This is a genomic window from Ruegeria sp. BHSC043 (assembly GCF_059612985.1).
Map to the genome: position 1 here is coordinate 26194 of NZ_JBXWRS010000004.1, position 13154 is coordinate 39347.

Annotated in this window: 12 protein-coding genes; 5 read left to right on the forward strand and 7 right to left on the reverse strand. The window is 62.1% G+C overall.

Annotated features, from left to right (window positions below; all coding sequences use genetic code 11):
- Nucleotides 1–11: 11 nt before the first annotated feature.
- Complete coding sequence (locus tag AC2FMM_RS08640) at nt 12–1316, forward strand: NAD(P)/FAD-dependent oxidoreductase (RefSeq protein WP_496796328.1); 1305 nt, start codon at nt 12–14, stop codon at nt 1314–1316.
- A 111-nt stretch (nt 1317–1427) separates the two neighbouring features.
- Nucleotides 1428–2642: a DegT/DnrJ/EryC1/StrS family aminotransferase gene (locus AC2FMM_RS08645; RefSeq protein ID WP_496743584.1), complete on the forward strand. Its 1215-nt coding sequence runs from the start codon at nt 1428–1430 to the stop codon at nt 2640–2642.
- 48 nt (nt 2643–2690) lie between these two features.
- Here the strand turns inward: AC2FMM_RS08645 and phaR are convergent, their stop codons facing one another.
- The 3 genes from phaR to AC2FMM_RS08660 form a co-directional block, all read right to left on the reverse strand.
- Nucleotides 2691–3245 carry a polyhydroxyalkanoate synthesis repressor PhaR gene (gene phaR / locus AC2FMM_RS08650; RefSeq protein WP_496680260.1) on the reverse strand — a complete coding sequence of 185 codons (555 nt, stop codon included), beginning with the start codon at nt 3243–3245 and terminating at the stop codon, nt 2691–2693.
- Between the two features lie 135 nt (nt 3246–3380).
- Nucleotides 3381–3827, reverse strand: coding sequence for a phasin, PhaP (locus AC2FMM_RS08655; RefSeq protein ID WP_490361999.1), 447 nt, complete (start codon nt 3825–3827; stop codon nt 3381–3383).
- Between the two features lie 130 nt (nt 3828–3957).
- Entirely contained in the window at nt 3958–5760 is a 1803-nt protein-coding gene (locus AC2FMM_RS08660) for a PHA/PHB synthase family protein (RefSeq protein WP_496711869.1), read from the reverse strand.
- 111 nt (nt 5761–5871) lie between these two features.
- Here AC2FMM_RS08660 and phaZ point away from each other — a divergent pair, with 111 nt between their 5' ends.
- Both phaZ and AC2FMM_RS08670 read left to right on the forward strand, forming a co-directional pair.
- On the forward strand, nt 5872–7143 hold the full coding sequence (phaZ, locus tag AC2FMM_RS08665; RefSeq protein WP_496688913.1) for a polyhydroxyalkanoate depolymerase: 1272 nt from the start codon (nt 5872–5874) through the stop codon (nt 7141–7143).
- Nucleotides 7143–7727, forward strand: coding sequence for a DUF6151 family protein (locus AC2FMM_RS08670; protein WP_496742191.1), 585 nt, complete (start codon nt 7143–7145; stop codon nt 7725–7727). The genes phaZ and AC2FMM_RS08670 overlap by 1 nt, the downstream gene beginning before the upstream one ends.
- On the opposite strand, the gene AC2FMM_RS08675 is transcribed toward AC2FMM_RS08670, so the two are convergent.
- The 4 genes from AC2FMM_RS08675 to AC2FMM_RS08690 form a co-directional block, all read right to left on the reverse strand.
- Nucleotides 7724–8434 carry an alpha/beta fold hydrolase gene (locus AC2FMM_RS08675; RefSeq protein ID WP_496796329.1) on the reverse strand — a complete coding sequence of 237 codons (711 nt, stop codon included), beginning with the start codon at nt 8432–8434 and terminating at the stop codon, nt 7724–7726. The genes AC2FMM_RS08670 and AC2FMM_RS08675 overlap by 4 nt on opposite strands.
- Before the next feature lie 81 nt (nt 8435–8515).
- The gene (locus AC2FMM_RS08680; RefSeq protein WP_496689015.1) at nt 8516–9130 is read right to left on the reverse strand and encodes a hypothetical protein; all 615 of its coding nucleotides are present in this window, start codon (nt 9128–9130) and stop codon (nt 8516–8518) included.
- A 46-nt stretch (nt 9131–9176) separates the two neighbouring features.
- A complete protein-coding gene (locus AC2FMM_RS08685; protein WP_496796330.1) occupies nt 9177–10169 on the reverse strand; it encodes an alpha/beta hydrolase in 993 nt (330 codons plus the stop codon).
- Entirely contained in the window at nt 10169–10918 is a 750-nt protein-coding gene (locus tag AC2FMM_RS08690; protein ID WP_496796331.1) for an alpha/beta fold hydrolase, read from the reverse strand. Before AC2FMM_RS08690 ends, AC2FMM_RS08685 begins: the two co-directional genes overlap by 1 nt.
- A 220-nt stretch (nt 10919–11138) precedes the next feature.
- Between AC2FMM_RS08690 and thrS the strand changes: the two genes are divergently transcribed.
- Nucleotides 11139–13097, forward strand: coding sequence for a threonine--tRNA ligase (gene thrS / locus AC2FMM_RS08695; RefSeq protein ID WP_496796332.1), 1959 nt, complete (start codon nt 11139–11141; stop codon nt 13095–13097).
- Nucleotides 13098–13154 lie beyond the last annotated feature (57 nt).

A 13154-nucleotide genomic window follows, 5' to 3' on the forward strand; every position in this document is an offset into this window, starting at 1 on the left:
CCATGTGCGCCATGAATCTGCTGTACAGCAATGACAAACGCGGCACTTACCCACCCAGTTGGTATGCCGCCACCGCGCACCCGCGAACCCCAACCGAGTCGCTGCGCGGCGATGTCACAGCCGACGTGTGCATCGTCGGTGGAGGGTATACGGGTCTGTCGACCGCGCTGCATCTGGCCGAGGCCGGGTTCAGGGTGGTCTTGCTTGAGGCGCATCGCGTGGGTTTCGGCGCTTCGGGGCGCAACGGCGGGCAACTGGGCAGCGCCCAGCGCATGGATCAGGAAGATCTGGAAAAACTGGTCGGGCGCGACGACGCGGCCAAGCTGTGGGATCTGGCCGAAGACGCCAAGACGCTGGTCAAATCCTTGATCGAACGCCACGGCATCGATTGCGACCTGAAACCGGGCATCGCCACGCTAGGCTTCAGCGACGGCGAACGGGGCGAATTGCACGCCCACGCCAAGCACCTGAAAACCGCCTATGGCTATGACCAGATCGAGCTTCTGGATGCCGAATCCGGGCGCGCGCTCTGCCCCTCGCCGGCCTATGCGGGCGGCTATCTGGACAGGGGCGCGGCCCATCTGCACCCGCTGAACTTTGCGCTTGGCCTGGCCGAGGCCGCCTTAGCCGCCGGTCTGATGCTGCACGAAAACACCGAGGTTCTGGGCATCGAAGAAGGCCCGCGCGTCACCGTTCGCACCGAACAGGGTTCGGTCACGGCCGACCATCTGGTTCTGGCCTGCAATGGCTATCTGGGCAACCTGAACCGCAAGCTCGCGGCGCGGGTCATGCCGATCAACAATTTCATCGCCGCAACAGAGCCCCTGGGCGCCGAGGCTGCAAAGGTTCTGACGCAGGATGTGGCGGTTGCCGACACGAAATTCGTGGTGAACTATTTCCGGCTCAGCGCCGATGGGCGGCTGTTGTTCGGCGGTGGCGAGAGCTATGGCTATCGCTTTCCATCCGACATCGCCGCCAAGGTCCGCAAACCGATGACCGAGATCTTTCCGCATCTGCGCGACGTTCGGATCGACTATGCCTGGGGCGGCACGCTGGCCATCACAATGCGGCGGATGCCCTACCTGACACGCCTGGCGCCGAACATCCTGTCTGCCTCGGGCTATTCCGGTCACGGGGTCGGCACTGCAACCCATGCCGGTCAGTTGATGGCGCTGGCCATACAGGGTCAGGCCGAAGGGTTCGACACGATGGCCCGCGTGCCCGCTCTGCCTTTTCCCGGCGGCTCGGCCCTGCGCAGCCCTCTGCTGGTGCTCGCAATGACATGGTATGCCCTGCGTGATCGGCTGGGCCTTTGACCCGAGACTTGTGACAGTTCGGTGAAATTTCGCCCAACAGGCGAATGAAGGCTTGGTTTGCGCGATCTTTCATTTTATCTTTTCCACAGATAACCTTTGGAATTTTCAAATATGACGCTGCCACCCAACGTCCACGACGCCGAACCCATCCCTGCCGCTGCCAAAGACGCGATCGAGTCCCTGATGCAATCCGGGGACCTGTTCCGCTATACCGCGCCGCAGGACGCGCCGGTTGCCCTGCTCGAGTCAGAGTTCGCCGAATTGCTCGGCAGCAAATTCGCGCTGGCTGTGTCGTCCTGTTCGGCCGCACTGTTCCTGTCGCTCAAGGCGCTGGGGCTGCCGCGGGACGCGCGGGTGCTGATCCCCGGCTTTACCTTTGCGGCGGTGCCCTCGTCGGTGGTGCATGCCGACTGCGTTCCGGTCCTGTGCGAGGTGGGTGAAAATTACCGCATCGACATCGACGATTTTGCGACCAAGCTCGACGGCGTTCAGGCGGTTATCATCAGCCACATGCGCGGCCATACCTCGGACATGGACGCGATCATGGCGCTGTGCGACATGCGCGACATCCCGGTGATAGAGGACGCAGCCCACTCGCTGGGCACGACCTGGCATGGCCGCAACATCGGCACAATCGGCAAGGTGGGCTGTTTCTCGTTCCAGTCCTACAAGATGATCAACGCGGGCGAAGGCGGCATCCTTGTCACCGACGACGCCGACCTCGTCGCCCGCGCCGTGATCATGTCGGGCGCCTACGAGCACAATTGGAAGAAACACAAAGGCCCGCATGGCCAGAATACGCCCGACCTAGAGCAGGCTTTTGCCCGATGGCAGAACAAGCTGCCGCTTTACAATCTGCGTATGAGCAACCTCAGCGCGGCAGTGATCCGGCCGCAGTTGCCCGAATTGGCGCGGCGGGTGCGCGACGGGCTGGCCAACCACGACTATGTGGCGCAGCGCCTGAACAGCTCGCCGCATATTCACGTACCCGACCCGCTGACACCGGAACGACGTGCGCCGGATTCGATCCAATTCAACCTGGTCGACCTGAACAAAGACCAGATCAAGGCATTTGCCGCTGCAGCCGAGGGCCGTGGCGTCAAGGTGCAGGTCTTTGGTCTGAGCGAGGACAATGCCCGCGCCTTCTGGAATTGGCAGTTTCTGCCCGAGCAGGTCGAGCTGCCTCGAACGCGCGCAATGCTGATGTCGGCCTGTGATGTGCGCCTTCCCGTGCGCCTAACCCGCGCGGAACTGGATGTAATCGCCGACATCATCCTGGCCTCGGTCGGCGAGGTTACCGCGCCCGAAGTGGCCTTCGGCACCTGAGTTCAACGCCAGAGACCAAAGGCCCGGGTCATCCGGGCCTGTCTGGTATCAGCTGAGCTTGGACAGTTTCTGCTGCAGCTCGGCCAGTTGTTTCTTGATGTCGTCCAAGTCTTCTTTGGACTCGGGCTTGGCGTTCTCGTCCTTTTCAGGCCCCGACCATCCGCCTGACAAACCGCCTGTCATGGCCTTCAGAAACGCCTGCTGCTGCGCCTGAAGCGCCTCGAACCCCGGCATGTTGCTCATGGGGTTCATGGCGTTCATGTTCTCCATCATTTTGGTCTGACTTTCGCGAAGCATCTCAAAGCTGGACTGCAGGAATTGCGGCATCATGCCCCCGCCCGGCAGCATGTAGCTGCGCACCAGATCGTTCAACACGTTCACCGGCAGCACGTTTTCGCCGCGGCTTTCATGTTCGGCAATGATCTGAAGCAGATACTGGCGGGTCAGGTCATCCCCGGTCTTCAGGTCGATGATCTGCACTTCGCGCCCGTCGCGGATGAATCCCGCGATGTCCTCGAGCGTGACATAGTCACTGGTCTCGGTGTTATACAGCCGACGGCTGGCATAGCGCTTTATCAGCAGAGGTTTTTCTTTGTCCGACACCGTTTGCCCTCCCCAAGGATGATGCGTTGCAGCAGAGGTTATGCGACCGCAGCACAAAAAGAAAGGGCAGGTCACAGGACCTGCCCCTAGCGATTGCACCGGTTGGGAGGGATGGGTGCGTTTCGCGGGTCTTGCTTACTTGGCGGCCGTTGCTTTCTTAGCGGCAGCGGTCACTTCGTTGGTGGCTTTCTTGACGGCCGCGGTGGTTTCTTCCGCAGCTTCCTTGCCGGCAGCCATCAGAAGCTCGACGGTTTCCGACTGCAGCTTCTTGGCGATTTCAGCGAAAGCGGCCAGGTTCTCAGCCGCGACTTCGGCCGAAGCGCTGGCGAAGTCGGTTGCCGCTTTTGCGTAGTCAGCCGGCTCGGCCTTGGCTTTCGACATCTCGGCCAGCTTGGCCAGGGTGTCCTTGGTCCACTTGCTCGAGATCTCGGCCGATTTCTCGGCGGCTTCCAGCGCAACGCCGGACAGTTTCTCGTTCAGGGTCGCGGTCGATTTGAACGCATTTTCCATTGCGGTGGTATCCACCGGGAAAGCACCCATCATTTCCTTCAGGGTCGCGGTAAAGTCTTGGGTCTTTGCCATTGGTCTAATCCTTTCAGCCAGTCCGGGCCCACCCCGGGTTCTTCAGCTTGAGGACAATATGAATGCCGCAACGCAGCATTTCAAGCATTTTTTGCTGCGTCGCAGAAATATTTTAGGTTTCAGAATGAAATCAGACCTTTGGCTTGGCCACGACATAGGTGCCGGGCGCCGGGGCCAGCGGTGGATGGTCCGAATCAGCAGGCGTACGCGCGGGAACCTGCTTGCCTGAACGCTTTTTCAACCACGCCTCCCAGCGCGGCCACCACGAGCCCTCGTGGAAGGAGGCTTCTTTCATCCAGGTGTCGGCATCCGCCTTCAGGTCGTCATTGGTGTAGTGACCGTATTTCTTCTTGCTGGGCGGGTTCACGATGCCCGCGATATGGCCGGATTCGGACACCACGAAGCTCTTCGACCGAGACCCCATCTGCTGGACCCCCCGGTAGCAATCCTTCCAAGCGGCGATGTGGTCGGTCTCGCAGGTGATTGCCATCAGCGGCACATCCACGTCGCGCACATGCAGCTTGTGGCCCATCAACTCGAACCCGTCGGTGACGAACTCGTTGCGCTGACACAGGCCCCGCAGATACTGCACCACCATCTTGGCCGGCAGGTTGGCCCCATCGCCGTTCCAATACAGCAGGTCGAATGCTGGCGGCGTTTCCCCCATCATGTAACTGCGCACCGCAGGGGCATAGACCAGATCACGCGCCCGCAGAAAGGACATGGTCCGAGCCATGATCCATGACCGCAAAACGCCGATGCGGTTCACCTCCTCTTCGATCTCTTCAATGAAGTCCTCCTGCAGGAACGGCGTGAACTCGCCCTGATCGGAAAAATCCGTCAGCGCGGTAAAGAAGGTTGCGGATTTTATCGATTTGTCACCCCGCTGTTTCAGCAGCGACAAAGTCAGGCCCAGCGTGGTGCCCGCAATGCAATAGCCGACAGCGTTCACTTGCTTGACCTTGCAGATCTTCTTAGCCTCTTCGATCGCGGTCAGGTAGCCGTCCTGAATATAGTCCTCCATGCCGGTTTCGGCATAGCTGGCATCGGGATTGACCCAACTAACCACGAACAGGGTATAACCCTGCTCGGTGATCCATTTGATCAAGCTGTTTTCGGGTTTCATGTCCAGAATGTAGAATTTGTTGATCCACGGCGGGAACAGAACGATCGGGATCTCGTGCACCGTTTCGGTGGCTGGCGCATATTGGATCAACTCCATCATCCGGTTGCGATACACTACCTGGCCCGGTGTGGTTGCCAGGTTGCCCCCCACCTCGAATGCTTTTTCGTCGGCCAGTTTCACCACCAGCGCGCCGTCATTGGCCTCGAGATCGGCCACCAGGTTCTCAAGCCCCTGAATCAACGACTGGCCGTCGGTCTCGATCGCCTTTTGCAGGGCGTCTGGGTTGGTCGGCAGGAAATTGGTGGGCGACATCATGTCGACGATCTGCTGCGCCATGAAGCGCAGGCGTCGCTTGTCTTTTTCGTCCAGATCCTCGACGGAATCGACGGCCTGTGCGATCGCCTCGGCATTGGTCAGGTATTGCTGAAGCACCAGACGGAAATAGGGGTTCTTGTCCCACAGCGGATTCGCAAACCGCTTGTCACGCGGCGCGCCGGTTTCCACGTCGTCGTCTCCGTTCAGCAACGCTTGCTGCGCTGCAGCAAAATTCAAAACGGACTTGCCCCAGTATTCGATCTGCTGTTCCAGCAGCTTGGCCGGGTTCTGCAGCGCCTCGGTCCAGTAAGCCGTTGCCGCCTTTGCCAAAACTTCGTGATTCGGGACATCCAGCGCGGGATTGTGAGGTTTTCTGGACGCCATAACCTCGACCAGTCGCTTCGACAGCGCCTCGACTTTCATCATGTTTTCTTGAAGCCGTTCAAGGTGTTCGTCGGTCATTTCCGGCATCTTGCCTTCGCTTGTTGTCATTTAAACAAATCCCCCCTAACCTCGCTGCTGTGCAGAATATCGTCGTGGGAACCGGGGGGCAAAGCGGCGAATGGTCCGAACTTTCAGGCTGACATTCAGGAGGCCAAATCCATGCGCTATATGATGACCTACGACCTGATGGAGTCGATGCGGAACACCAATCAATGGCTTGGTGCAACCGCAAGCACATTTGCCTCCTACCCCGCCTTTGCGATGGTTCCCAATCCGGTGTTCAACTGGATGGCGGCCTGGGGTGAAGTCACGGAACGCACCTTCAAACGCATGGTCGCCAAGCCCGACTGGGGCATCCGAACATTTACCTGCGAGGACGGCAAAGATCATCTGGTGGAAGTCACCTCCGTGCTTGAACGCCCCTTCGGCGATCTCATCCACTTTCGCGTGAATGGCCGCGAAGAGCAACCGCGCAAGGTGCTTTTGGTTGCGCCGATGTCGGGGCACTACGCCACGCTGCTGCGCTCGACCGTCAAAAGCCTGCTTGTCAATTGCGAAGTCTACATTACCGATTGGCATAACGCGCGCGACATCCCCGTGTCCGAAGGCAAGTTCGATATCGAGGACTACACCCTCTACCTTGTCGATTTCATGAAGGAGCTCGGGCCCGACACCCATGTGGTGGCCGTCTGCCAACCCGCGCCGCTGACCTTGGCCGCCACCGCCTACCTCGCCGAGAAGGACCCCAAGGCGCAGCCCAGCACCCTGACCTTGATCGGCGGCCCCGTCGATCCTGACGCCACGCCGACCGAAGTCACCGATTTCGGCCGCCGCGTGACCATGGGCCAGCTTGAGGAAACGATGATCCAGCGCGTGGGCTTTAAATACAAAGGCGTCGGCCGGATGGTTTATCCCGGCCTGTTGCAGCTGGCATCTTTCATGTCGATGAATGCCGAGCGCCATGGCAAGGCTTTCTCGGACCAGATCCACCGCGTGATGCGTGACGAAGCATCGGACCACGACGCCCACAACCGGTTTTATGATGAATATCTCGCCGTGATGGACATGACCGCCGAATTCTACCTTTCCACAGTCGAGCGTGTTTTCAAGAACCGCGAAATCGCGCGGAACGAGTTCGTCGTGGATGGCCACAAGGTGGATATCGGCAAAATCACCGATGTAGCGGTCAAAACGGTGGAAGGCGCCAATGACGACATCTCGGCGCCCGGCCAGTGCATCGCGGCGCTGGATCTGTGCACCGGCCTGCCCGACAGCAAGAAGGCCAGCCATGTCGAACCCGGCGCCGGGCATTACGGCATCTTCGCCGGGCGCAGCTGGCGCGACAACATCCGCCCGCTGGTCATTGAGTTCATGAACGAAAACAGCCGCAAGCCGAAACGCCGCGCCGCCAACAGCAACAAGGTCGCGTGATACCCGGCGCCACAGCCACGTCGCTGACCTTCGCCTGCACCTGCGGCGGGCTGAGCGGCGAGGTCAGCGCCAAAGGCTTGGCCACGGGCACCCATGTCGTCTGCTATTGCCCCGATTGCCGGGCCGGGCAGCTGTATTTCGGCCAGCCCGATCCCGCGCCCGGCCCGGTGGACATATTCCAGATGTCTCCAGAATACATACACATCTCCAAGGGGGCCGAGAACCTGGCGGTGATGCGCCTTGGCCCCAAAGGGTTGTTTCGCTGGTACGCTAAATGCTGCAACGCCCCGCTGGCTACCACCACCAGCAGCCCGAAACTTCCGTTTGCCGGCTTTGACGTGGCCCGGTTTGCCGACCCTGAACCGCTGGGTCCGGTAAAGACCCGCGCCTATGTTCCGCAGAGCAACGGCAAGTGGAAACATGAAAAACCGGGCCCGGCCGTTCTGGGCATGATCCGGCGCGTGCTGGGCGCGCGCCTATCCGGTCGTTGGCGGCAGACCCCGTTTTTCGATACCGAGACAGGCGAACCGGTCGCGCTGCCGCATGTGATCACCCGCGAAGAACGCGCGGCCCTCTACGACTAGAAAATCCGCAACGGAATATTCAACCAGTCGATCAGCGCGGCAGTCGTTTCCTCGGGCGCCTCAAGCGTGGGCAGATGCCCGGAGTCATTCACAACGTGCAAGACGGCTTCGGGGATCAGTTCGGCCATAAAGCTGTGCTTGCGTACCGGCGTCAGCGTGTCATGCGCCCCGCACAAAACCAGCGTCGGCACCTTGATCCGGCGCAGGGTACCCTGCTGATCCGGGCGCCGTTGAAGCGCACGCATCTGGCGCACGAACAGGTCCGGCCCCAGTTCGGTCGCCATCTGCAGCATGTCGTCCAGTATGGGGAGGCGCTGCGGCCCCGGCGCCAAGATGTTGGTTCCGATGACCTTGCGCATCACTTCCTGCAGGCGTCCGGCCTGCGCCCCAACGATCAACTCTTCGCGGTTCGCGGCGATCTGGGGGGTGTCGGCCTGCGCATCGGTGGCCATCAAGCACAGCCGCGTCACCCGGTCGGGCGCCCGCCGCACCAATTCCAGCGCGACAACGCCGCCCATACTCAGCCCGGCTAGCGCAAAGCGGTGAGGCAACTGGTCCAGTAACCCCGAGGCGATTTCCTCGATCCGATCCCCGCCGCCGATGGGCGCGACCGTCACCGCCCGATCCCGCGACAGCTGGGCGATCTGCGGCTGAAACAGTCGGGCATCACCCATCAGACCGGGCAAAAGCACCAGCGGCTCGATCACGCGGGGCCTCCTTTTGTCTGCCGAATGCGTCGGCGTTTTCGTCAGGATGAAAGGTTGCGCATCGCCGGGCAAGGCCAAAAATCACGGGTAGCAGATACCCCGGAACGGCGGGAAATCGGCATACCGCGCACGCCGTGCGTCGGGTGGCTCGTCCGGCTCCGCTCCGGCCCGCAACAGGCTGCCGCGCGGAGCGATGTAACTGTCGATCCGGCGCAGCGGAACGGGCCGCCACACGAGGTTGAACGCGCAAAGCTTGGGAAAGAACCAGATCTCGGAATAATCCAGATGATCGTGCATCCACCACGCCAGATCGCGCCAATCGCGGCCCTGCGCGTACCGGTCCGCGAACCATGGGATCACTACCGACGCCCCCGCGATCCGCGCATCCCCCCGTCCCCGGTCCCAGATGTGGCATTCCAACGGATGATCGTTGCGGGCGCAGTTCAGCTTGTTCTCGTTGCCGAAGCGGTTCAGCGAGGGCGAGCGATAGCCCGAGCGCACGGCAACCCGGCCAAAGGTCTCCTCGAGCGGGTCCAGCAAGGTTTCGCACAGCGCCCGCCCCGTTTCGATTGCAAGGTCGGGATCCTCGGGAATGTTCTGCCGGGCGTGAAAATTCCCGATCTCGGAATACAGGAAATCGCGCATGAAGAAATGCCGAGACAGCCGCACCCGGCCCAGCGTCTCAAGGCTCCACATGCTGCCCGGCTTGCGCATTCTCCACCTCTGTCCGCTGGCCAATGGCCTATTCGACCCCCAGCGCCCCGAGCCAGTCCAGAATACCCTGCACCGTGGCCGCGTCCTGCCCGGGCGAGGTCAGCCGCCCCGCAACCACATGCGAATAGGGGTCGTCACCCGGCCCCATTGTCACTGTGTGCACGGTTGCAGGCACGCCCCATGCAGCGGCGACTTTGCGCGTTAGGTCCGGCCGCACGATCTTGTCCTCATCCGAAAACCAGAACAGCGCCGGCACCAACGCCCTGGAGAAATCCAGCACCCGCACCCGGTCGACCAGCACCGACATCGGCACCACGGCCTCCCACGGATAGACCAACGTCCAGTACGTGTTCCGTTCGGCATCGTCGCCCGACACGTCGCGGGTTTCCCCCATCAGCAACGGCAGCCAACTGCGCGCCCAAGGCAGTGACGGTATCCAGGATCCGGCCGCCTGCACCCCGAAATTGGGCGAGATGAACACCATCCCGACCACATCCTTGCTCAGTTCGGGGTCCAACGCCGCGGCTGCCGCCAGGGTCCCCCCGGTCGAGGTCGAGATCACGATGACCTCCTCGCCCACGGCGCGGGCGGCGGCCAGACCTTCGGCCATGTCCCGCATCCAGCCCGAGGCCGTCCCCTCGGCCATCGCATCCGACCCGCGCCCGTGCCCCTGCAGGCGCGTATAGACCAGATTGGCCCCCAGCGCGTCGGCGATCCTGTCGGGCACCGGGCGGATTTCCTCGGACGAGGCCGAGAACCCGTGCACATAGAGCACCGAATAAGGCGTGCGCCGTTCCTTGAATCCGTCCTGCCAGATGACCCGCTTTTCGACACCCGGCACGATATCGTCATAGGCGGACTCGATGCTTTCGAAATAGACCTGAACCCCCTCGCCGAACTTGCGCGGATCGAACCGCGGGTGCAGATCTACCTCTTCGCGCGGGCCGAACCAGTAGATCAACCCGCCGACCACCACCAACGCCAGCAAGGCCCGCCCGAGAAACCGCCCCAGCCGCCACATCAATTGGCCCCCATCACGTCGCGAACCGCATCCTCGATCAGCCCCAGGCACGGCCCGTCCGAGAACCGGTGATCCGCATCCTTGACCAGCAACAGCCGCATGTCCGGCCCGCTGGCATGGTCGAGCAGCCGTACAGCGGTGTCGACCGAAACCGCCGTATCAGCCGTGCCCTGCAGGAACCGCACCGGAAACGGCAGGTTCAATGGCGACCGCAACACCAGCCGCGTCCGGCCATCCTCGATCATCCGCTTGGTGATGATGTAGGGCTCCATGTAATCCGAGGGCAACTCAACATGCCCCACCGTCTCCAGCGCCTGTTTCTGTTCGTCGCTGAACGAGGCCCAATAACCGTCCTCGGTGAAATCCGGCGCCGCCGCGATCGTGACCATACCCGCGATCCGCTCGGGCATGGCCTTGGCCAGCAATAGCGCCTGCCACCCGCCCATGGACGAACCCACCACGATCAGCGGCCCCTGGGTCAGCGCTGAAACCGCCGCAACCGTGTCCTCGTGCCAATCCCCGATACAGCCCTCCTCGATCCGGCCGGAACTTTCGCCATGCCCGGAGTAGTCGAACCGCAGATAGGCCTGCCCACGCGCCCGCGCCCAGTCCTCCAGATGCACCGCCTTGGTGCCCTCCATGTCCGACTTCAGACCACCCAGAAAAACGACCGTGGGCCCCACCCCTTCGCTCTTGTGATAGGCCAGCCGCCGCCCCTGCGGCGTTTCCAGAAATGTCGTCGCTGCCATGAAACCCTCACTTGCTTTTCCAGCATCATGCACGCGCCGCGCCCAAGTGCAATTCCCCGCCCCCCTCTTCATCTGGCCTCAAATATCCCGGGGAGCGCGAGGGGCAGCGCCCCTCGCCCCTCACCCTTGACACAGACACCACCACCTGCCACACGGGCCCGACACCATAACCCGCAACCGGGCGTTCTGTGGGCGCCAAACCGACGAGGAGAGCCAGATCATGGCCCTGGATTCAAAATCCGTCTCTCTTACCTTCCCAGATGGCAATTCCCGATCCTACGCGGCAGGCGTGACGCCGGCCGAGGTCGCTGCCGACATCTCCACCTCGCTGGCGAAAAAGGCCATCTCGGCCACCGTCAACGGCCAGCACTGGGACCTGCAGTGGCCCATCGAACAGGATGCCGAAATCGCCATCCATACGATGAAGGACGAGGCCCAGGCCAACGAACTGATCCGCCACGACTTTGCCCACGTGATGGCCCGCGCGGTGCAGGAAATCTGGCCCGCCACCAAGGTCACCATCGGCCCGGTCATCGAAAACGGCTGGTACTACGACTTCGACCGCGAAGAGCCGTTCACGCCCGAAGATCTCGGCCTCATCGAGAAAAAGATGAAAGAGATCATCAACAAGCGCGACCCGGTCACCACCGAGATCTGGGAGCGCGAGCGCGCCATCGAATTCTACAAGGCCAACAACGAGCCCTACAAGGTCGAGCTGGTCGAGGCGATCCCCGGTGACGAGCCGGTGCGCATGTACTGGCACGGCCATTGGCAGGATCTCTGCCGCGGCCCGCACCTGCAACATACCGGCCAACTGCCCGGCGACGCCTTCAAGCTGATGTCCATCGCTGGCGCCTACTGGCGCGGCGACAGCAACCGCCCGATGCTGCAGCGTATCTATGGCGTGGCCTTCACCGGCAAGGAAAAGCTCAAGGCGCACCTGCACATGCTGGAAGAGGCCGCCAAACGCGACCACCGCAAGCTGGGCCGCGAGATGGACCTGTTCCACATGCAGGAAGAGGCCCCGGGCCAGATCTTCTGGCACCCCAACGGCTGGACGATCTACACCCAGTTGCAGGACTACATGCGCCGCCAGCAACGCCGCGGCGGCTATGTCGAGGTCAACACCCCGCAGGTGGTCGACCGTAAGCTGTGGGAACGCTCGGGCCACTGGGACAAGTACCAGGAGAACATGTTCATCGTCGAAGTCGACGAGGAACACGCCCGCGAAAAGGCCGTGAACGCGCTCAAACCGATGAACTGTCCCTGCCACGTGGAAATCTTCAAGCAGGGTCTGAAATCATATCGCGACCTGCCGCTGCGCATGGCCGAGTTCGGCTCGTGCAACCGGTATGAACCCTCGGGCGCCCTGCACGGCATCATGCGCGTGCGCGGCTTCACGCAGGACGACGCGCATATCTTCGCCACCGAGGACCAGATCGAATCCGAGACCGCCGAGTTCATCCGCTTCCTCAGCGTGATCTACAAGGACCTGGGCTTCGAGAACTTCTCGGTGAAATTCTCGGACCGCCCCGAAACCCGCGCCGGCTCGGACGAAGTCTGGGACAAGGCCGAAGAGGCGCTTCTGTCCGCCACCCGCGCCGCCGGGATCGAACCCGAGTTGAACCCCGGCGAAGGCGCCTTCTATGGTCCGAAACTGGAATTCGTCCTGACCGACGCCATCGGCCGCGACTGGCAGTGCGGCACCTTCCAGGTCGATTTCGTGCTGCCCGAGCGGCTGGACGCCACCTATATCGGCGCCGACGGCGCCAAACACCGCCCGGTCATGCTGCACCGCGCGACGCTGGGCTCGTTCGAACGGTTCATCGGCATCCTGATCGAGGAACACGCCGGCAAGCTGCCCTTCTGGCTGGCGCCCCGGCAGGTCGTTGTCGCCTCGATCACCTCCGAGGCCGACGACTACGTGCACGAGGTGGTGGACGCGCTCAAGGCCGCCGGTGTCCGCGCCGAGGCCGACATCCGCAACGAGAAGATCAACTACAAGGTCCGCGAGCATTCGGTCGGCAAGGTCCCGGTGATCCTGGCCGTGGGCCACCGCGAGGTCGAAGAGCGTACCGTCAGCGTCCGCCGCCTGGGCGAGAAGCAGACCCGTGTCCAGTCGCTCGAGGATGTAACAAAAGAGCTGGCGCGCGCGGCCACGCCGCCCGATCTTCTGTAACAATCGGCTCCGCCTTGCAGAAAATCCGGCCCCCAGCACGGGGCCGGACTGAAACAT